Origin of the sequence: Leptolyngbya sp. BC1307 (genome assembly GCF_002286735.1) — a bacterium.
In the GTDB taxonomy this organism is placed as follows: Bacteria; Cyanobacteriota; Cyanobacteriia; order Phormidesmidales; family Phormidesmidaceae; genus Phormidesmis.
This window is the reverse complement of the sequence record NZ_NRTA01000039.1, coordinates 16,986-38,349: the sequence shown is the minus strand read 5'-3', so window position 1 is coordinate 38,349 and position 21,364 is coordinate 16,986. Positions and strand designations below refer to the sequence as shown.

Here is a 21,364-nt window from a genome sequence, read left to right as displayed (position 1 = left end):
CACCGCTGCTCAACGCTTATTTGGCCATCAGTTTCCTGACCTATTTGAGTGGGTACTCAGCCATCATACTGAGCTGCCTTTGCCCAGAAAGGCAGCTAAAGCACATCAGCCCAAGCCCCTGCACGCATAGCTTTTCCCGGCTTAAGTTGGTACCCCACCGATTTCAATAAGTAGCAGTACGTCGAGGCCGCATCAACGCCCACCAAAACGGGTTTATTGGCTTGGTAAATTTCGTCCTGAAGACCCACCGTAATGTCAGTAAGGTCTTGTGATTGATTGATCTCAGCTGCTTTTTCAGCGCTTTCCTGAAGCCGATTGTGAACGGTGCCGACGCTAACGGGCGTATCGAATAGATCGCGCAATAGTTCCACCACACCGCGATACGAGCTGTGGCAGATCAAGACTAGACCTAGAATCAGCTGGAACAGCCAGTTCTTAGTCACTGGCAGATAAAACAGTATATCGTCATCTCCTTGTGATGGTGCGAACGACTCATCCAGCGCTTGCTGTGCCTTATTGCCTTGCTGGTAGACGAACTTCCGGCTGACTTGATGCCTGTCTGCCAAGTGAGTGATAGGGAGTGTGCGGGCGATTGCCTCGATACCGATTTCTTGACGAGCAGCAGGGGATAGGTTGGCAGCGACAGAAACGGCTGGACTCATGGGGAGTGTTCTGGGGAAAGGGGCAGTCATTTAGACTACCTGATTGCGCTTAAAGTGTGACCCGAGTTTGAACCGTCCCCTTAGAGCGTGGCTTAAAAATTCAAAATCTGCCGGTGGCGCTGCCCTCCAAAACATTACCAACGTCTGCGAAAGAAACCGTGGTAAAATAGCCCTCTTGTGTCTAGCCCAGATCAGACCCTCTATAGATACTCAAATCCCCTATCTAGAGCGCAAACACTACGAGCGATTCACAACCCGCATTGAACTAGCCCCTAGCACCTATGAACCACGCGCTAGCCTAGAGCTAGTGATCGACAACCTAATCAAAGAATCCGACAATGCCCAATGGGAAACCTTTCGTAGCAAATGGGGCGATACCCTATGGCGCGAATCTCGAAATTCCTACGATCAATACATCACGGCCTACAGCAACCGCAACTGGCCCGTAGAAGACTTCCACAAGCATTTAGGACTAGGCTGTTATCCGCTCCATCCCCTCACTAGCTACCTGCTCTGCAACCTGGAGTTTACGCAGGGTAGGACTGCCATTCAATTCATCAAAGAAGACGTTACTCAGTTCATTGAGAAACAGCCTGTTGAAGAAAATGGAGAGCTACAGTTCGTCAGGCCCGTTCAGCTCATGGACGCCTTTGCCGGAAACTTCTCCTTACAGTCAAAGTACACCGAATACGAAAAAGCCTATGAGTCTATTGCGGCCTTTGCCAGTGCAGACGAAATCAACATGCTTAAGGCGATCGCCCTATACTATCTATGCGGCGAAAAGATCTCCAAACCCGAACGCGAACGCCACGACGATATTCTCTCCGTTATGACCGGCTTCTCGCCCGCTAAAACAAGAGAACTCCTAGAAAAACTTTCTCAAGAGTACCAAGTTGTTTATTTCAGTGCGGGCACAAACACCTACCGCTTCTTCACAGGATTTAATATTGCCGACCTCAAGCGAAAAATTGAAGAAGACACAAAGAACAAAGTGTCAGACTTCAAAAACTTACTGGAACACTGCCGTAAAAATCTCACTCGCTACCTAGGTAGCGATACCGTTAGAGCTGACCGATTTGCGACCGAACGCCGGGTCAACGGAGCCGATTGGCTATTTGGTAAAGAGATTTTTACTATAGACCAGTTTGAGAGAGTACTCTCTAGCGAGCGGTACGTAAAAAGAGCAGAAGCAGGATTGATTGCCTACTTCATAGGAGAATACGACCAAGATCTTGAGGCATTGGAGAAAGAAGCTGAACTGATTCTAGCAAAAGCGCCTCAATTTGTTAAAGAACGAATCATCATCGCATTGCCCAACCGAGGCACCCGCGACCTTGCCAAAGTTTTAGTAATGAAAGAAGCGCTTAGTTCCAAAAGCTCACGAGAGAAGCAGGAATTTGGCGCTGCCCTAACGGAACTCAACAAGCAATTTGAAGAACAGTTAGACTCTGAGCTACAGCAGATCTTCGATAGCTGCACCTATACCTGTCGTGTCATTGACAAAATTCCGAGAGCCGAGATAAAACGCATTGAGTCTAGCGTTAGCAAAATGCTCAATGAGCTGTACACGTACATTCCTCCTGTCGAAAGTATCGACAAACTTCGGATAAAAAGTACAGCCGGATCTGGGATTATCAGCTTTACTTCGCGACAACTATTGGCAAACGATCTAAAAGAGGCGTCGTTTCCTAACCAGTCGTATAAGAGCGTCATCGATCTTGTCTTTATCAGAAGCTGGAAATTGTTGAAGGCCGGAATGCCCTATACGGTGACAGTACCCCAAGAGCCAAACGTACGGCAAGCTTGGGACATCATCTCCGAAATGACCGACATTGGGGATAAAGCACAGAAGAACGTAGAAGTCAGCAAAATATGGAAGGTGTTAAGTGAAGCCCCGTATGGCTATAACGAACTGACATTTACAATACTGTTAGCAGCTTGGCTTGCTTTTCATCGCTCTGAAGTAGAGTTGTCGGGAGCCTTTGGTATTCCTAGAAATAGGAAAGAAACAGTTACTAATAAAACGGCACCCCTTCATGAGTGGGCACAGCAGACAAATATTCTTGAAAAAGCGAAAGACTTTGTTAGCGTATGGGTTCTGAGAGGCAAAAACCAGATCGTACGGCGTAAGCCTTTGGACATTAGTGTTCCTGACTCAGCAAGCTATGTCGAGGCAGGTTCGCTACTTGAGAGGATTTCTGGCCATATTCAGTCTGGAACGTTAGAAGCTTCTAAAGTCGCCTTTTTGGAGAAAAAACAGCGACAAATTCAGCAGGGCATTGAAGATATTGATACTTGGAATCAGCCCACTATAGAAGCTCAGCAGCAGCTAGAGCAGCAAGCTCCGTTGGACGTACTCGCTAGCTACTACGCACCCCTTGAAAATACACCGCCTGCTATCACGATCATAGAAGGCGTGACGACAGTCCGCGTGTCTGAGGATCAGTCGGTTAATTGGAGGCGAACCAGACAACTGCTCAAAGATAGAATAGAAGGGCTAGTAGAAGATCTTTCAAAGCAAGCCCAGAGCTTTGAAACGACCGAACAGGGGCAGCGTTTAATCAACGATATCGAATATCAACTAGAAAGGCTCTTAGCAGTTCCCGAGCTGCCTGACAGATTCGCGAATGAGCTACGAACCGCCCTCGAAAGCGCCGCACAACAGACAGCCAATCTTCAGCAGCTTGCGCAAAAGCGTAGCCTCATAGATCAAATTCAGCGACTGCATCAATCGCTCACAGGCAACGCTACCCAAAGTCAGTACAGCGATGTGCTTGCCAGAATTGTGACCCTTGCCACTACCATACCCCAAGTTCAGCAAGAGCCTGTTTATCTGGAGATAGTCGCTGATATTGAAGGTAAGCAAGACGCACTCATCCGCAAAATTGATGCTTGGGAAGACCAGTTCGCTGCTATCAAGGCTGCCGACGAAGCACTCCGACTCAGCGAACAGGTCAACCGCGAGCGTAATCGCTTTGATAGTGAAACCAATAAACAGCAGGTAGACTCGCTTGTTGGCCGTATACAGGCCAGAATTTTGCAGCAGGATGCTAAGCGCAATATCGAAACAGCGTTAGCTGATGTCGTTCAAAAGTCGCGTCAAAAGCTAGAGTCAGTCATTTCCTTGAACAACTTTAATGACGTTGTTCAGGCATATATGGAGCTTTCACAGCTAACGCTTCCAGACAAAGCTAATGCGGCCAATGCCGAAAGCTATCAGCAGCAGCTACAAAAATATCAGGCAGAAGGTGAAAAAGCGATTCGGCAAAAGCTAGAGCAGCTTTATCAGGACTGCGATCACGAAATCAAACGTACTGAAGAATACGAACATCTCAAAGCCTACATCTTGCGAGCACAGCGGCTAGTCACAGAACAGCTAGAGCTTGCCAGCGAACAGGATAATCTACAAGCTGCACGGCAAACCTTAGAAAATAGATATTCCAATTTGCAAAGGAACAACGAAGATCGCGCAACTATCAAAGAGGTTCAGCAGTTTAGGGCAGGTATGGGGAATACCATTCTGCGCTGTGAAGAGATTGTTGGGCAGATAGAAGAACTGCGATCGCAGCTAAACTTCCCAGAGAACCATGCTGACACGACAGAGCGACTCATCACAGCTTTCAAAGGCAAACGAGCAGAATACACCTTTAGCCTTGACGACCTCGAAGTTCAGCTCCAATCTATCGAGACAGATAGTAAGCTCCAGCAGCTCCGAAACGACCTATCCAAACTAGATTTTGTCTTCAAAGACTCCACCGAATATCCGCGATACAAAACCCTTGAAGATCAGCTTCAAACACTGTCGAGTGACTTAGAGAAGGTATCTACATTAGAAGTAGAAGTAGCTAATGCGGACTCTATTTCCGGTATTCAACAAGTCCTGATGACCATTGATGAGATTCAAACCAACCTCCAAGACTTAGACAGATTTAGAACGAGGCTAAGTGAATCAGCAGAGTTCTTGCACCAAAGGCAAAAGCAGTTTATCGAAGAACTGACCCAGTGGGAACAGGACTTAGGCTACCTTTCTAACTTAAGTGCGGCTCGTAAAGTCCAAGCTAAAGTTGCCAGCGGCGCAAAACGATATCAGGGCTCTGAATATACCAATGTCTACGATGCTGTGCGCGCAGACGTAAGCCAACTCACTGAACTGCTTACAATAGCTGATACACAGAAAGTAGATAGCATTGAAGCCTGCCAGTCCGAAATTAAACGACTTGACGACTGGAAAGCAGACCAAGAGATCCTTTCTAAAACTGTAGAGCAGCGCCTTCAATCGATAGAGCAAAGCCTGTTAAAAACTCAGCAAACCATTGAAACCAGGCAGCGCAATGCAGCCCAGAAGTGGCTAACTGGGCTGCAAGACGAAATTTCTCGGCTAGGTGCCGTATCTACACTTCCCGAGAAGCTCGAAAAAGCAGGCGCTACTCTCAAAAAAATCAGCTCTGCGCGCGTTAAGTATGAAGACTTCCTCGAAGACACGCAGAAAGATGCTCTAGGAGAAGCCGTAAAAGCGTGTCAGCTAGTTCAAAATCAAAACCGAGCCAGCAAAATCGAAACGCTCTTTCAGGAGCTACCTAAAGAAGAGCGAATCGAGCTATACCAGAGGCTATCTGCGTACTTAGAAAATACGACGGAGGTGTTCTAATGGCAGAATTAATTCAGTTCGGCGAACCCGAAAACGAATCCGAACGCATAGCCGCCCAGTATCTTCGTAAGCATCTGCCTGACGACTACAGGCTTTATACCAATTTAGAAATTCCTCGCAACGGACGGCTGTACGAAGTAGACATCATCTTAGTAGCACCTCATGCTGTTTACATAGTCGATGTAAAAGGGGTATACGGCAGGGTTGAGGTTGATCGTAATGAGTGGTATCCACAAAATAGACAATCTTATCCTTCGCCGCTAAAAAAGTACCGCCAACACGCTAGGGTTTTGAACGGACTCATTGTAGATACTGATCCCATCCGTAGAAGGCTTCTTCAGAGAGTTCTAGTACAGGGTACTGTGCTATTGACAACTGAAAATGTAGAAGTCATTGATGTCAGCACTGATGGACTTGAAAAAGACGATATCATTCGCCTTGGAGAACCTAGTATCAGGTACTTTAAAGACTGGCAAAGTATCGACAGCAATCGCTTTGAGACTAAGATCGCATCTCATGTCAACGCAATTGATCGTGCAATTAGAGGACGTGCGAAGCCTAGAAACCACAAAAAAAGGTTTGGCTCGTGGGAGGTGATTGAGGAGCTAGGAGAAAAAGAAGATAAGTATGTTGAGTATTTGGCGAAGAAAGTCACGCTTGGATTGCAGAATCGTAGAGCTAGGTTGAAGGCTTACGGTGTCGAGCCCTGGATCGACGCGACTGAAAGAGAAGAAGCATACCGATTGATCAGCACCGCTTTTCAAGCAGTTGACGACCTACCTAGTCACGACAACATAGTAAAAGTCCAAGACATCTTCGAGAGCGCTGAGGCAGATAGTTTAGTTCTCGTCACAGAAGATATTCAAGGACAGCCGCTTCGTCAGTTAATCAGAATCAATCATTTGACGCTGGAACAGAAACGCAACGTCATTGCAGACGTTCTACGCGGCCTAGATCATGCGCACAAGCACGGTGTCATTCATCGTAATATCATTCCAGATAATATTTTTGTTACCCCAGAAAAACAGGCAAAGCTGACAGGGTTTGACTACGCTCGCATCGAAAATAGAACGGGAACAATCGCTAATGCCATCGGCGACGATTTAGAAGCCTCCTCGATTTATCAAGATTTCGACTGTCAAAACAGCCCTGCTAGTGCTTGTGAAAAATCAGACCTATTTTCTGCTGGACAGGTTTTCTACGAGCTGCTGATGGGAGAGCCTGCTTTCAAGAGCTTCGAAGAGATGTATGCAAGCGATGGAGTGCTTCCGGCGCTGCCCTCACAACAGTATCATGACTTACCAAACGGTTTCGACAAGTGGTTGCAAAAACTCTGTGCCTTTGACCGTAGCGATCGCTTCGTTAGTGCTCAAGCAGCGTTAGACAGGCTAGCTCCTTTCTCAAAAAGCATTCCAGACTTAGCAAGCCTTTCACCAGACACAGTTTTAGACAACAGATACTCAGTTGTTGAACGATTAGGTAAACCGGGTAGTTTCGCTGTTGCTTATAAAGTGTTCGACTCTTTCAGCGAAGATTTCCAAGTTATCAAGATAGTCGTTCGTGATAAATATTCCTTATTTGAGCGCGCTCAACAAGAATTTGCGGCTCTGTATAGAGTTCTACAAGACCCTCATCCTCATATTGTCAAAGTTCGGTGGTCTGGTCAGCTTCGCGAGTACGACGACACACCTTTTATTCTGTTTGAATATCTTGAAGGCAAGGATTTAGAAGAAGTTCTAGCATCAAGAGACTTATCCCTAGAAGAATCTGTAAAAGTCTTAGAGCAAACGGCTAAAGGAATATCCTATCTACACCAAGCGAATATCTACCATCAAGACATCAAGCCGTCTAATCTATTGTTGACTAATCAAGGCATAAAGATCATTGATTTCAATGTGTCGGTCACTTCATCCGATGAATCTGCCATTACAGCAGGAACTCGCCGATACCTGCCACCTGGTTTTAAGCCTTCTATTGAACCCTCAAAAGAAGACCGTATAGACCGAGACCTGTACGCCCTTGGAATTACCGCCTATGAGTGCATAACAGGCAGGTATCCTTTCAATGCAGCTCAGCCAGTAGTAGGGCAAGAATGTTTTGACCCTAGCCATGTTGAGGGATGTGAGGACATAGGCGAAGACTTATCACTGCTTTTGCAGCGGGCGATCGCATCAAACCGCACAGACCGCTTCCAATCTGCTCAAGAGCTGCTAGACGCACTCAGTAGCATTAAAAATCTGAAACGCAGCCCCAGTTCAGAAGAAAGTTCACTGAAGCCACTAGAAATACAAGAAGTAGAGCAAGATAACCCAGAAATAGAACTAACTTCCTTGAGAAACGTAGAGACGCGACAGGAAAATTCTGAAAATAAAGTTTCTGAAGACATAGCCATAAAGCAGCCCGCTGAACCAGCACCTGCGATTCCTTCTCCAGTCATCAGCATCAAGCCCTTTCGCTCTCCTGTGCCAATTGCAGCCGAGGCCCCCTTACAAAGTCAAGTGCCAAAGCAGGCAGCATTTTCCTTATTTACGCTATTGCCTAGCAGCCAGCAGGCATCTCCAAGCCCAGAACAACCCATCGTTCTCGATCCGTCGAAAGCATATCCAGTTCCGGATGGCTACGTCACAATTGAAACCGAAGTCGCCTGGATGCGAAGCTTCGGCATCAGTGATAGCGCCCCCTACTGGGTAAGGGGCAAAGAACTCTGCGACTGGGCGGAAGAATGGCTGATATGTTGGAATCGAAGTCAGCTAATTGCTGATATAAAATCTTCTCCTAAAGAGCGACTAGCAATTTTTTTGCAACCTATTCAAGTACCGTCTGATTGGAGCGAAAAACAATATCTAGCTGTCGTTGTTCGGCTAGAAAAGTACGGAAAAAAGCATGGCCAAGATGCGATCGCTCACTTACTATCTGCAATCACGGATAGCGAACTACAAATTTGGACAGAATCCCCTTCTGTCCAAAATCTAGCGAAGTGGCTTTCTATTGAAGTCCCTACAGACGCTAAAGTGCTAGAGCAAGCATGGCAATCAAGACGAAATAGCGTAAGTCTAGAGCACTACTACCAAACTGATGATAAACCTCATCTACTCAAGCAGTGGCTAAAAATTACTGAGCCATATCTACCAGATTTAGGTACCTATCCACTTGAAGTACCCGACCGCTTCCAATCAGAGTTCGATGCCTATTGGGAAAGAGAGCTATACCGTAATGAAGCGCGGCTGCTAGACAGTGTAGATTGGGAGGAGCAACCGGCTCCCAAACGCATTGCGAAGAAGGCTTACGAAATACTACAGCAGCACCCAAACTACATCACTAAGGCCCGAGAACAAAAGCTGCGTCAATATATCAGCCCAGAGCAATACAGATCGCTAAATCAGCGCCATCGTCCGCTCGAGCCCTCTGCTTTGGCTATTGAAGCCTCTCCAACTGAGGCATTGGCTTGGGCTACAGACGCTTACTTACCCTTTAGAAAGTGGGAAACGGTTATATCTAATCTTCCTCAGGAACAGCAGATTTGCGATCATCTAGCAGCAAGCTTTGAAGACTGGATGCTTGAGAACTACCCAAAAATGAAAGTAGACTCTGTACCTTCTTCCTTTCTAAACTACAACGTCAGCCACCATGTCCATGAACTTTGCAAAGAAGGGCCAGTCTTATGGGTAGTTGTCGATGGGCTCGGCTGGCTAGATCATCAAACGCTTTTAGAAAATTTGACAGATGCCCAACAGCTTCAGCTTGAACAAATGTTGCAGCCTCGGTTCAGCATTTTGCCTACTAAAACCGAGTATGCTAAGTGGAGCTTGTACAGCCAGCAGCTGCCTAGTCATAAAGACTGGAAACCTAACGCAGGAGAAGGCTTTCAAGAATCTATTGGAAGAAGATATACAGATAACGACGTTACGAAAAGTAGATTGCAAGCAGATCTCAAAGAAAATAAATACCGTATTTACTGTTGGGATACCGATGAATTTGATAGCCTCTTTCACAAGGAAGTCGATTGGCAGGAGCTATATGCTGTCAAGAGAAAGCGAGCTATCAAAGGAATCGCCGACGATATTCTAAGATTCTTAAAAATGCACCCTCAGCATGAAGAAATGAGAGTTGTCATTGCTAGTGACCACGGTCAGCTAATGGGAACCTCTACAAAACTTCCCTTCATATCCAAAGAGCTGACGCCAAAAGGCCGTATGGCCATTGGCCGAACTGACGACCCGCAGTTAGCTGTACTCGATAAGGATCGCTTTGACCTCCCTCACGATATCAGCGTTGTTCGAGGCTCTGGAAGCTTCAATTCGTTCAGCTATGCCGACGACAAGAGCGTCATTGGCTGTCACGGTGGCTTGTATCCTGAGGAAGTTGTTGTAGGATTCTCAGTACTGAAACGATCCGTCAAGCGCTCTCCTGTTCTCGTCAAGTGTTTTGGTTCAGGAAAACCTGGAGAATCTCATCTGTTAACAGTGGAAGTCAATAATTCTAACGCGCTTCCTATAGAAAACTGTAAGCTATACATAGAACAGCTAGCTTCATTGCAGGAAGGCCAAGTCCTGGGTGTATCCATCAGTCAAAAGGCGTGTCAAACTATTGACGTAGAAATTCCTGAGTGGCCAGAACTACCACCTGCTCATGAGGGTAAAACACTCACACTCACCGGCAGACTGGAGTTTTACTATAAGGATGCTGAATTTTCGTCTTCTGATCTAGATAGAGAGTCAACGATTGAGGTCAACCAACTATTCAGCAGTGGAATGCAGGAGGGACTAGATGACTTCTTCTAATTCAACAAACTACAACAGCGATCTCGTTCGAGATATCTTCGGCGACTTAGGAATAGATAAAACTCGTTTACCTTCTAGCGGACTGACAGGGGCTGGCGTTCCTAGCTTCGTAGCAGAATGGCTGCTAGACAAAATTGTTCCCGGTAGCGGTGCCTTGACACAAGCAGAATTAGAGAAGGTTAGCACCTTCGTCAGCAAGGCATTTCCACGAAAAGACGATGCAAACATCATCAAATTTAAGCTCACTCAGGGCGATATACACAAGCTCATTGCCCTACTACAGGTACGAGTTAAACTGGAGCAAGGGAAAGGCGTTATTCCTGATCCATTAGCGCAAATTCCTGTACTCAACATGAATAACTGCGCCATCTCAACTGACTTAATAGAACGTCACGAAATGCTTCTGCGACAAGGAGTATGGGGAAAAATATCACTAGGAATGCTTCCTGATGGTACGCCAGAAGTCATCGATTTTGATCCTTTCCAGTGCTCCAATATAGATTTTGATGCCTATGCTAACTATCGTGCCCAATTTAATGCTCACGCATGGCGCGATTTGATGTTTTGCTCCATGGGCTACAACCCCGAGCACTCTAGCTACACACAGGATGCTAAAACCTGGATATTAGCTCGTCTACTGCCATTAGTTGAGCCCAACTATCACGCTATGGAATTAGCCCCTAAGGGCACAGGTAAGAGTTACGTATTTGAGAATATTAGCAGTAAAGTAGTTGTGGTTAGCGGTGGTAAAGTCACGCCTTCTCAACTGTTTATAAACGGTAGAAATAAAGAAATTGGGTTGTTAGGCCGACATGATGTTGTTGTTTTAGATGAAGTACAAAGCCTCACCTTTGAAGATCCAGACGAGATTATTGGGCCGCTCAAGAGTTACTTAGCTAGCGGTCGTTACAATAGAGCTGGCTTTGCCGACATCAGCAGCGACTGCTCTCTAATGATGCTTGCAAACATCGAATTAGACGCTAACCTTCAGCCTAAAAACTCATATAACCTCATCACTGACCTACCCGAATTCTTTGGCGAAACGGCTTTTCTGGATCGCTTCGCAGGTATTATTCCTGGTTGGGAAATTCCCAAGTTTACTAGAAACATGGCTGCGTCTCAGGTAGGTCTTAAAATGGACTTTTTTGGAGAAGCTCTCCTCGGACTACGCCGAGACAATCGATACGCTGCCTATGCACAGAATCATACAAAATTTGGCGAAACGGCTACCATTCGCGATCAAAATGCCATTCTTAAGACATCATCTGGTTTCCTTAAAATTCTCTATCCCCATTTAGAGCTAACCCTAATGGACTACGAAAATGATTGTTTAAGACCGGCTTGTAAGATTCGTCAGTTCATTCGCGATTCCGAATACTATTTAGATGATGAATATAAGCAGCTCGGTCGAGAGATTTTGGTGGAAGCAGTTTAGTGGCTATCTCTAGAGAGCTTATTTACCTCGATTACCATTCGACAACTCCGGTTGATACTAGAGTCGCGAACGCAGTTTTTCAGGCGATGATCACTACCTTCGGTAACGCTAGCAGCGTTGAGCATGAAGCTGGAGATTGCGCCGAATCTGCGGTAAAGCAGTCGGCTTACTATGTCTCTGAGCTAATTCAAGCAGCGCCGAGAGAAGTCACCTTTACCTCTGGTACAACTGAAAGCATTAATATCGCAATTCAAGGCACTGTCAAGCATGCCCAAAAATCGGGCGTCACTCCTCATATAGCTATCTCTGTCATTGAACATAAAGCCGTCTTAGATACCTGCTATGCCCTCAAATCTCAAGGACAGATTAAGCTTACCGTTTTACCAGTCGATAACCAGGCTCATGTCGATCTGCTAGAGCTAGAGCAGGTTTGTGCTAGCGGCATTCATCTCCTTTGCGTGATGGCTGCTAATAATGAAGTGGGAACTATTTACCCTATTGAAAAAATCAGCGCGATCGCACAAAACCACAACGTCCCCTTCCTCTGCGATGCCACCCAAGCCGTCGGCAAAATACCCATCCGCTTTCGAGCCTGGGGAATTACCATGCTGGCACTTTCCGCCCACAAATTCTATGGCCCAAAAGGAATTGGTGCGTTAGTCGTACGAAAAGGCTATCAGCTTGCTCCTATCCTATATGGCGGCGGTCAGCAAAAAGCATTACGACCAGGAACCCTAAATGTTCCCGGTATTGTTGGGTTAGGAGAGGCTTGCCGTCTACGTCAAATTGAGATGGTCGAAGATGAACGGGCGATCGCAGCCAAACGAGACAGGCTCCAATCTAAACTACTCGCAAATATTCCCGGACTCATCATCAACGGAGACACTCAAAATCGCTTAGCTGGAAATTTGCACATATCTGCTCCCGACATACCAAACAGCGCCATTATTGCCAGAGTTCGTCACTACCTCGCTATCTCTACCGGATCGGCCTGTTCTTCAGGCGTCGAGACTCCATCTCACGTACTAACGGCAATGAGGCTGAAGGAAGAGGTCATCGAAGGAGCCTTACGGATTGGCCTTGGCAAATTCACAACTGATGAAGAGATTGAAGCAGCAGCGCAAATCCTGATCGCTGAAACCCGAGCGATTCGCAAATTGCTTGAATGAAAGTCTGTCAACACGAGTAAGTTGATTCTCAGGCGCTGCATAACACTATCACCCACTAGCAAACTCTATTTTGCATCCCCCGAAGATGTCATGCTCAATAAGCTCCGCTGGGGTCAGCAAAGCAGTTCCGAAAAACAATAGCGGGATGTACTAGGCATTCTCAAAACCCAAAGAAGCCTCGATCTGGTTTACCTACGCCAGCGGGCCGCGAGAATCGGAGTGACCGATGACCTCGAACGGGCGATGGTGGAAGCAATCATTGAGTGAGCGAGGGTAGCTTCACAATATAGAGCGCTGCGCTCTCAGCAGACTAACCCATCCTTCGATGGCTCAGATAGAAAGTTCATCTCTTGGCGGATGCCAACCGCTAAATACCCAGCATTTTCGGGCTATCACGATAGCGGCATGGTTCATACGCAATGTCATAACGGTGGTAAGTCCTACTGAGGTTACGCCTCCAACTTTTGCACCGTCCTCACTCCACTTGAAGTGGTCTGACCATTGTTGCGATCACGGATTAAACAAAGCTACGCTTTCGCCAGTTAACAAATTCAGCCCCTCTGTAGCATCAGACTTAAATTCATTGCAGGTACGGCAGGCAAGGCAGAGATTTTTAAAAGTCGTTCCGCCACCTTTGGATCTAGGCACTATGTGATCGAAAGAGAGCGGGATACCGCTGTTTGCCTCCTGTGTTTGGCAATAGCAACATCGACCACGATCATCTTTTCTTATCTGCTCACGTAAGCTGGCGGGAACATAGGCTGACATATTTATCAGGCCCAGGCATGACTAGGCAGCAGATACCTGATGCCCCCGCCACTTCAAGATAGCAGCGGCATGAGCCTTACATAGCATAAACTTCTCAGCATCTTGACGTAGGCGAAGCAATTCTAACTGCTCAACCTCTGCCAGACTGGGCGATTGATTTTTGTCTAATAGTTCGTCATACCGCGCCATCTCATCCTGCGATTTTTGAGCACGAGCAATTTTCCATAAGGCTTCATCTTCTAAACGGTCTAGGGCAGCAAGGTCTGATTGATATTCTGCCGGTACATCGTCCCACTCTGGTGGACTACCGACTGCGATCGCATGTAGAATCACCGCTTCCAAAGGCCGCCCTGTCGCTTGAGCAGTATTGACTAATCGCTGGTGTAGTCTTTCAGGTAGCTGTAGTGAAACTGTTTCAGCCATTGCTTTCAAGCTATATCTACAAACACATTATGGCATCGAAGGCACTGGGTTACGACCATCTATAAATTTGCGGACTAGAACTGTTAAGTTATGTTTTGGGGTACAGTTTGGGGTAAAGAATAAAAATCGAAAAGTTAAAAGCGCTGGATTGACTGTACATCAGTAGTTTCAGAAGACCAGACTAACTAATTTGTAATCAGCCGGTCGCAAGTTCGAGTCTTGTCACCAGCTTTTCAAGTAAATCGATGGTTGCGCATTCCCCGTAAGGCTTTCAGTCCCTACGAGGACTGCTTTTTGAGGGGAGGGTGTCGTATCGGCGGGTGCTGCAATTGCAAGTACAGCGATACAAGGGGACGGAAACTGAAGAAAGGGCAGAAGGCGGAATGCAGAAGGATGAGTTTAAAGGCGTACAGCACTTCTCGGCTCATCCAGCCTTGGTTCAGTACACCCCTTCATCGTTTATCGTTCTAACTCTACAAAAGTTTGCGAGGCGGCTGATTCCTGAGACAATGGGAGCCGACTTTTACAAGCGATCGCACTCATGGCTCCAGAAACACAGCGCAGCTTCTTAAGTGGATTGTGGCGTAGCAACTCTCGGCCCCTGACCATTTCCGTCGCCCTGATGTATATCGGTATCGCGATTACGCTGGTGTTTGTACTCGCCGCCTTGTTTGCACCGCTTATGCAGAGCTGGGGCTGGATTCAAGATCCCACCGCTGGTCTGGCTAACCCGATTCATGAGCCACCCTCTGCGGCGCACTGGTTTGGCACGAGTCGTCAGGGCTATGACATTTTTGCGCGAACGCTGTACGGGGCGCGGGCGGCCTGGCAGGTAGTGCTGCTGGCAACAGCCATGAGCGTGGTCATCGGCGTGCCTTTAGGCATGTTTAGCGGTTACCGGGGCGGCAAAATCGACCGGGCGCTGCTGTTTTTTATGGATACGATCTATACGCTGCCGGGGCTGCTGCTGTCAGTAACGCTGGCGTTTGTCGTGGGGCGGGGCGTGGTGAATGCGGCGGTGGCACTTTCGATTGCCTATGTGCCGCAATATTACCGGGTGGTTCGCAACCATACGGTTAGCGTTAAAACCGAGCTGTTTATAGAAGCCGCGCAGTCGATGGGCGCATCTACCTGGGCGGTGCTCTCCCGCTACCTGTTTCTAAATGTGGTGCAGAGCGTGCCTGTGCTGTTCACGCTCAATGCTGCCGACGCTGTGCTGATTCTGGGGGGCTTGGGCTTTTTGGGCTTAGGGCTACCCGAATCTACACCAGAATGGGGTGACTCTCTGCGTCAGGCTCTAGATGCGCTGCCCACTGGCATCTGGTGGACGGCTCTCTTTCCCGGACTCGCCATTACTTTTATGGTGACCGGTCTCTCTCTCATTGGCGAAGGCTTAAACGAATTTATCAACCCTTTGCTGCGCCGCGAAAACTGGGACTGAGAGGCGGCGAACTGACTGTTCACGCAGATGTCATCAACGTTTGATCGGTTGCTAAAAGCGCAGGTTGAGTTTCAGAGGCTGGCTTAGAGATGGCCAGTGACCAGCGACTGGCGATCGGCATGCGCCAGCCCATGCCAAAGGCGCGATCAGTCACTTTGAGCACGGGTGCAGATTGCCGCCGCTTAAATTCTGCTCGGGTGACGAGCCCAATCACTTTTTCTACAACGGCGGCTGAGTGACCGGCGGCGACAATGTCGTCGGCAGACTGCTGCTTTTGCACCAGGCGCTCTAAAATATCGTCGAGTGTGTCATAGTCTGGTAGCGCATCTTGATCGGTCTGATCGGGCTTGAGTTCGGCGCTGGGGGGCTTTGTGATGATGTTGTTAGGGATAACTTCTGAGCTGCGGTTGAGCCAGCGGCAGAGCGAATAAACGCGCGTTTTCGGGACATCGGCAATCACGGCTAAGCCGCCATTCATGTCGCCATAGAGGGTGCAATAGCCCACGGCTACTTCCGATTTGTTGCCGGTGGTGAGCAGCAGGTGACCAAACTTGTTGGAGACGGCCATGAGTAAATTTCCGCGAATGCGAGACTGTAAGTTCTCTTCGGTGACGCCGCTTTCTGTTCCGGTAAACATTTCACCTAGCGCAGCGTCGTAGCTGGTCATCAGTGAACCGATGGACAGTGTTTGAGTGGTGATGTTCAGGCTGCGGGCCAGCTGCTGAGCGTCGCTGATGGAATGCTCTGAGCTGTAGGGAGAGGGCATTAGGATTCCTAATACGTTTTGGGGCCCGAGGGCGGCGGCGGCGATCGCACTTACCAAAGCCGAATCTACCCCACCGCTGAGGCCAATCACCGCTTTGCTAAAGCCACATTTGCGCGCGTAGTCTTTCACCCCAAGCACCAGCGCTTCCCAGATTTCGGCGTCGGCTGATGGGAGCGTTGCTTTAATCTCTCCGGGTTGCAAATCTTGAGCGATCGCGTCGAATTCCACAAGTTGCAGGTCATCGGTAAAAGCCGCTGCCCGGCTAACCACTTCACCTTGCCGGTTGAAGCTGACGCTTTGCCCATCAAAGATCAAATCGTCGTTGCCGCCGATCTGATTAACATAGACGATTGGGCAGCGATTTTGCTTAGCAGCATGAGCAATCATGTTTTCTCTGAGCGTTTGTTTGCCGCAGGTAAAGGGCGAAGCTGAGAGATTAACGACTAAATCGACCCCCTCACCTACTAGCGCCTGAATGGGGTCAACAGGATAGGCACGTCTGCCCCAAAAAGATTCGCTGTTCCACAGGTCTTCGCAGATAGTGACGCCGATTCGTACAGATTCTTCCGCCGTCTCGTATGTAAAAATATTGGCCTCCGTACCCGACTCAAAATAGCGATCTTCATCAAATACGTCGTAAGTAGGCAGTAGGCGCTTATGAAAGACTTTTGCGACCTGTCCTCCCTGTAAAAGAGCCATGCTATTAAATATGGGTTTTTCTCCTTTAGCAGCAGCGGCACTGTTGTCTTCGGCTAGCCCAACCAGCGCTGTCAGCCCGGCGGGTAACGCTTTAGCGAGCGCCTCTATTTGTTGCTTCATCTGTTGAATAAAGCTGGGCCGCATGAGTAAATCTCGCGGAGGATAGCCGCAGAGAGAAAGTTCTGGCGTCAGCAACAGGTCTGCGCCTAGATTCGCGGCTTGCTGAGCGACTGAGAGAATGCGCTGGGCGTTGCCAGTGAGGTCGCCAACGGTCGGGTTGATTTGAGCGATCGCAATTTTCATAAACAAACCGTGTAGTGAAGAGAGCAGCGCACACTTTTGATCACAAGTCCAACCTTACAAAAAGACCATAGGCTTGTCTTTAAGCGGTTCAAACGCTTCTGCGTCAAACCGATACAGACTGGCGGGCCGACCGGCTCCGCGAGACGTTTTTACTTTGGTATCTTGCAAAATGCCGAGCTTTAACAGCCGCGTGCGAAAGTTCGAATAGTCAGAGAAATCTTCTCCGAGTACGGTGGCGTAGAGCTGATAGACATCGCTGAGGGTAAAGGTTTCGGGCAATACGTCAAAAGCGACCGGGCTGTATTCGAGCTTGTTACGCAGCCGCTGATAGCCATAGGTGAGAATTTGATTGTGGTCAAAGGCGAGTTTGGGTACCCGGCTCAGCGGATACCAGGCAATGCCACTGACCCCATCGGCAATCAGCGCGGTATCTTCAAAGCGCACCAGGGCAAAATAGCTGACCGAAAGATAGCGGATGTTGTAGGCATCTTCAGATTCGCGCGGATCGCGGTTAGGACCACCGAAGGTGAATAGCTGCTCTAAGTAGAGATTGTTGACGCGAATTTTTTCGGTGAGTACCCGGTCAGCCGCTGCCTCTAGCGATTCGCCTACGCGCACCAATGTCCCTGGCAGACTCCAGTAGCCGCTGTAGGGCGGTTCGTGCCGCATGACGACCAGTGCCAGCAGCCGGTTTTGCTCGGTATCGACTGAAAAAATGACGGTATCTACCCCGACTTTGAAGTCCGCGAGTTCGCCTAGTTCAAGCGGCGGCTGCTGGCTGCTAAGTTTGGCCAGTTTTGCAGTCTGAGCAGCCACTGGCTTTACCGGCGCGTCGATATTCTGGCTGGGGGTGTTTGAAGACATGGGTAGAGGTTGTGCTCGGTAATATAGTCGCGGATGACAGGCGGCAAGTCGTCGGGTACCCGGCTGCATTCAGTTTGGCGGTAGCTGCTGGAAGCAATGTCGTACTGATTGGGTGGCTGGGCGATCGTCACCTTCGCCTGCTGCCGTAAGGTGGCGATCGCTGGCCCCTGTACCGGGTAACCAGGTCGGGGAAACACTAGAATTTTGACTTGGGCAAAAATCTCTTCAGCCTGGTACCACTTGGGCAGTTGGGCCACTAAGTCAGCGCCTACGACCAGCGTTAGCTGCGCTCTCGGCCAGATCTGCCGGGCCCGGGCAATCGAGTGAATGCTGTAGCGATCGCTTAAGTGCTGATACAGTCCTACTTTGCCGCCTGGCAGTGTGTCAATTAGCCGTCGCAGCATTTCAGCGCGATCGCTTAGCGGTGACTGATCTTGCTTATAGGGGTTTTCAGATGCCCAGACTGCCACCTGGTCAAACTCCTGAGAGAGCCAGGTCAAAATGCTCTGATGACCCATATGCGGCGGATCGGCGCTGGTGCCAAACAGGGCAACCCTCATGGCTTTTCTCTGAGGCTCTCTCCAGGGTGTCGTTAGCATGGCAAGTCAAAAAGAGAAACGTCTTTAAGGCGGGGCAAAGGCCAGAAAAGGCCAGAAAAGGCAAAGGAAGCGTTAAAGGCGAGTGTGCTCAGTCAGCTGCTCTAAGCCATGGGAAATCTCAACGGGTAGAGGCTGCGGATCTTGCAGGCGGCGCACGGAGGACGGCAGGGCCGCAACGGTAGCGGCGGTACGTTCGGCAATCTGGCTCAGGCGTTCGGGTGGGATCATCCGCGCCCCCTGATGCATCACCCGCTGTAGCAGCGGCACCTCGCCTGGCAGGGCTGCTTCTATCGTGAGGGCCAGGCGATCGCCCACCACCTGACCCTTTTCACAGCGGCGGAAAATTTGCTTGCGCCCCGGATAGGTCGCCTTACCGCTCGATTCTTTCATCACCGGCGTGCCGTCAATCTCTACTAGCTTATACACACCGTTAACCGGCGTACCCGTGACCAGCTTGGTGCCCAAACCGTAGCCGTCAATGCAGGCGTTTTGCTGGCGCAGCGACTCAATGGCATATTCATCCAGGTCGCCGCTGGCAAAAATGGGCGTGTCGGGTAAGTGCGATCGCACCGCCTGCGACCCTGCAACCAAATCCCCTGAATCTATCCGCACCCCGCCCAGCGGCATGCCATCTGCGACCTTTTTGGCCAGTCGCTGGGCAGCGGCCACTGTGTCATAGGTGTCAATCAGCAGCGGCGCCCCCGGAAAATAGCGATGAAATGCCTCAAAGCCATCGTCTTCACCGCCCTTTAGCGCAGAAATAGCCATCACCAGAGCGTGGGCCATCGTTCCCACCGGTTTTTCGCCAAGCTTTAGCGCTGCTAGCACATTAGAAGTCGCATCGAGTCCGCCGGCGATCGCCGCTCGCGCTGCCCATAGCGATCCCTGAGGGCTAAAGGCCCGCCGTGTGCCAAATTCAAACAGCCTTGCGGTCGGGCCTGCTGCCTGCCGCAGTCGTGCTGCTCGGGTGGCAATCAAAGTTTGGTAGTTCAGTGCATTTAGCAAGTAGGTCTCGGCGATTTGGGCCTGCCATAGCGGCGCTTCTATCCGCAGCATCGGCTCATTGGCAAAGATGGCCGTCCCCTCGGGCACTGCCCACACCTCTCCTTCAAAACGAAAATCTTCTAGCAAGCCCCAAAAGCGGTCGGGCGCATCGTCAAAAATCTCCGTCTTTTGTAACTGCAAAATCTGCGCCGGGCTAAAGCTCAAATTTTCTAAATACTCCAGCCCCTGCTCCAGCCCCATGGCAATCAGGTAGCCATAGCCCTCGGGCAGACGGCGGGTAAACAGCTCAAAGCTAGCAGGCTTTTGGTGCAGCCCCTCGCCGACATAGCAGGCCGACATCGTGAGCTGATAGAGATCTGTCAGCAGGCCGTATTCTTCGGGGGCGATCGCCAGTGATTCCGCTGCCCACGATTCTGGGGTCCAAGCCTTGGCCTGCAAAGCATCTGTCTTTTCTATCTGGGGAGAACTGTCTTGCATAAAGACCATTAAGGATGAGGTGCGATCGCTAACCTTTGCTGACTTATGGTTATTTTAACCATAAATAGCGGTAAGTTGTCATCGGTTGCTATCTGATCTCTACTTTTTTGAGGAAATTGGAGGGCGGTTGACCGGCAGCGTTTCAGGCAAGTAGCTTTCGTTTGCAAGGGTTTTAGAAATGTCGAGGGTCGCGCCATTCTGGCTCATGTCATGAAATAGAAATCTACCTGACAATTGTCAGAGCGGTCTGATTTGGTAAATAAAACCAAAAGAGAGGCAGTTAACTCCCGACGAACGTTCTAGTCAGCGTCAAGGCTCCTCAAAAGACTTTAAAGTAGGGACAAATATGACCTGTAGATAAATTGGCAGGTAAAAAGGGCCGGTCTACACCTATGATTACCTCCGTGTGACGCCCTCAACGCTATGAAACCTGCTCTCGAAGCTCGGTCTGACGAATCTACCTGGATGACTGTAGTCCGCCTGCTCCGCTGGGACAAGCCTGCTGGCCGCTTGATCCTGATGGTGCCTGCGCTGTGGGCTATTTTTCTGGCGGCTAGAGGTCTGCCTGCACTGCCGCTAATCGGCGTAATCGTGCTGGGGACGCTGGCGACCAGTGCTGCTGGCTGTGTGGTCAACGATCTGTGGGATCGAGATATCGACAGTCAGGTTCAGCGCACTCGCAATCGTCCGCTCGCTGCCAAGGCACTTTCGATCAAAGTGGGTATCGGCGTGGCTCTAGTTGCCTTTCTCTGTGCCTGGGGCCTGTCTTTTTATCTGAATCCGCTGAGCTTTTGGCTATGCGTGGCGGCGGTGCCAGTGATTGTCTTCTATCCGGCGGCCAAGCGCGTGTTCCCGGTGCCGCAGCTAGTACTCTCGATTGCCTGGGGGTTTGCTGTGCTCATTAGCTGGAGCGCTGTCACAAGCTCGATTGAATTTGCTACCTGGCTGCTGTGGGCGGCGACGGTGCTGTGGACGTTGGGCTTTGATACGGTCTATGCCATTCCTGATCGCGAGTTTGACCGGCGGCTGGGGATCAACTCCAGTGCGCTTTTCTTTGGTCGCCGCGCGCCTCAGGCAGTGGGGCTATTTTTTCTGGGCACAGCCCTGATGCTAGCCTGGCTAGGGGTAACGATGGCACTGGGCGTTTTTTACTGGCTGGCGCTGATTTCTGCTGCGGTTCTCTGGTATCGCCAATATCGTCAGCTAGCCCGACGACACCAGTCTCCTCAGCTCGCTGGCTATATCTTTAAGCAAAACGTGACGATTGGGTTCGTTCTACTTGCTGGCATGGCCATCTCTGTCGTGCTGTAACTCAGATATTTTT

Annotated in this window: 13 protein-coding genes; 6 read left to right on the top strand and 7 right to left on the bottom strand. The window is 49.4% G+C overall.

Going from position 1 to position 21,364, the window contains the following annotated elements:
- Nucleotides 1–95 precede the first annotated feature (95 nt).
- Complete coding sequence (locus tag CKL79_RS17365) at nucleotides 96–662, bottom strand: hypothetical protein (protein WP_205879135.1); 567 nt, start codon at nucleotides 660–662, stop codon at nucleotides 96–98.
- Nucleotides 663–837: 175 nt separating this feature from the next.
- Between CKL79_RS17365 and CKL79_RS17360 the strand changes: the two genes are divergently transcribed.
- Genes CKL79_RS17360 through CKL79_RS17345 form a run of 4 tightly spaced genes read left to right on the top strand, consistent with a single transcriptional unit; the run spans nucleotide 838 to nucleotide 12,695 of the window.
- Nucleotides 838–5,310, top strand: a complete 4,473-nt coding sequence (locus CKL79_RS17360) for a hypothetical protein (RefSeq protein ID WP_121970835.1) — start codon at nucleotides 838–840, stop codon at nucleotides 5,308–5,310.
- Nucleotides 5,310–10,091 carry a protein kinase gene (locus tag CKL79_RS17355; protein ID WP_121970834.1) on the top strand — a complete coding sequence of 1,594 codons (4,782 nt, stop codon included), beginning with the start codon at nucleotides 5,310–5,312 and terminating at the stop codon, nucleotides 10,089–10,091. The genes CKL79_RS17360 and CKL79_RS17355 overlap by 1 nt, the downstream gene beginning before the upstream one ends.
- Nucleotides 10,078–11,526 (top strand): BREX system Lon protease-like protein BrxL, encoded by a 1,449-nt coding sequence (gene brxL, locus CKL79_RS17350; protein WP_121970833.1) that lies wholly within the window; start codon nucleotides 10,078–10,080, stop codon nucleotides 11,524–11,526. The genes CKL79_RS17355 and brxL overlap by 14 nt, the downstream gene beginning before the upstream one ends.
- 5 nt (nucleotides 11,527–11,531) lie before the next feature.
- Nucleotides 11,532–12,695, top strand: coding sequence for a cysteine desulfurase family protein (locus CKL79_RS17345; RefSeq protein ID WP_121970838.1), 1,164 nt, complete (start codon nucleotides 11,532–11,534; stop codon nucleotides 12,693–12,695).
- A 510-nt stretch (nucleotides 12,696–13,205) separates the two neighbouring features.
- Here CKL79_RS17345 and CKL79_RS24415 read toward each other — a convergent pair.
- Both CKL79_RS24415 and CKL79_RS17335 read right to left on the bottom strand, forming a co-directional pair.
- Nucleotides 13,206–13,463 (bottom strand): HNH endonuclease, encoded by a 258-nt coding sequence (locus CKL79_RS24415; protein WP_205879134.1) that lies wholly within the window; start codon nucleotides 13,461–13,463, stop codon nucleotides 13,206–13,208.
- A 21-nt stretch (nucleotides 13,464–13,484) separates the two neighbouring features.
- Nucleotides 13,485–13,886, bottom strand: coding sequence for a hypothetical protein (locus CKL79_RS17335; protein WP_121970832.1), 402 nt, complete (start codon nucleotides 13,884–13,886; stop codon nucleotides 13,485–13,487).
- Between the two features lie 541 nt (nucleotides 13,887–14,427).
- Here CKL79_RS17335 and CKL79_RS17330 point away from each other — a divergent pair.
- The gene (locus CKL79_RS17330) at nucleotides 14,428–15,327 is read left to right on the top strand and encodes an ABC transporter permease (RefSeq protein WP_121970831.1); all 900 of its coding nucleotides are present in this window, start codon (nucleotides 14,428–14,430) and stop codon (nucleotides 15,325–15,327) included.
- A gap of 19 nt (nucleotides 15,328–15,346) precedes the next feature.
- Here CKL79_RS17330 and CKL79_RS17325 read toward each other — a convergent pair whose 3' ends face one another.
- The 4 genes from CKL79_RS17325 to CKL79_RS17310 form a co-directional block, all read right to left on the bottom strand.
- Complete coding sequence (locus CKL79_RS17325) at nucleotides 15,347–17,095, bottom strand: NAD+ synthase (protein ID WP_121970830.1); 1,749 nt, start codon at nucleotides 17,093–17,095, stop codon at nucleotides 15,347–15,349.
- Between the two features lie 54 nt (nucleotides 17,096–17,149).
- A complete protein-coding gene (locus CKL79_RS17320; protein WP_121970829.1) occupies nucleotides 17,150–17,959 on the bottom strand; it encodes an NUDIX domain-containing protein in 810 nt (269 codons plus the stop codon).
- Nucleotides 17,917–18,519: a nicotinate-nucleotide adenylyltransferase gene (locus tag CKL79_RS17315; RefSeq protein WP_170944099.1), complete on the bottom strand. Its 603-nt coding sequence runs from the start codon at nucleotides 18,517–18,519 to the stop codon at nucleotides 17,917–17,919. The genes CKL79_RS17320 and CKL79_RS17315 overlap by 43 nt, the downstream gene beginning before the upstream one ends.
- Nucleotides 18,520–18,630: 111 nt before the next feature.
- Nucleotides 18,631–20,040, bottom strand: a complete 1,410-nt coding sequence (locus CKL79_RS17310) for a nicotinate phosphoribosyltransferase (protein ID WP_121970837.1) — start codon at nucleotides 20,038–20,040, stop codon at nucleotides 18,631–18,633.
- A 423-nt stretch (nucleotides 20,041–20,463) separates the two neighbouring features.
- Between CKL79_RS17310 and CKL79_RS17305 the strand changes: the two genes are divergently transcribed.
- Complete coding sequence (locus CKL79_RS17305) at nucleotides 20,464–21,351, top strand: 4-hydroxybenzoate solanesyltransferase (protein ID WP_121970827.1); 888 nt, start codon at nucleotides 20,464–20,466, stop codon at nucleotides 21,349–21,351.
- Nucleotides 21,352–21,364: the final 13 nt, after the last annotated feature.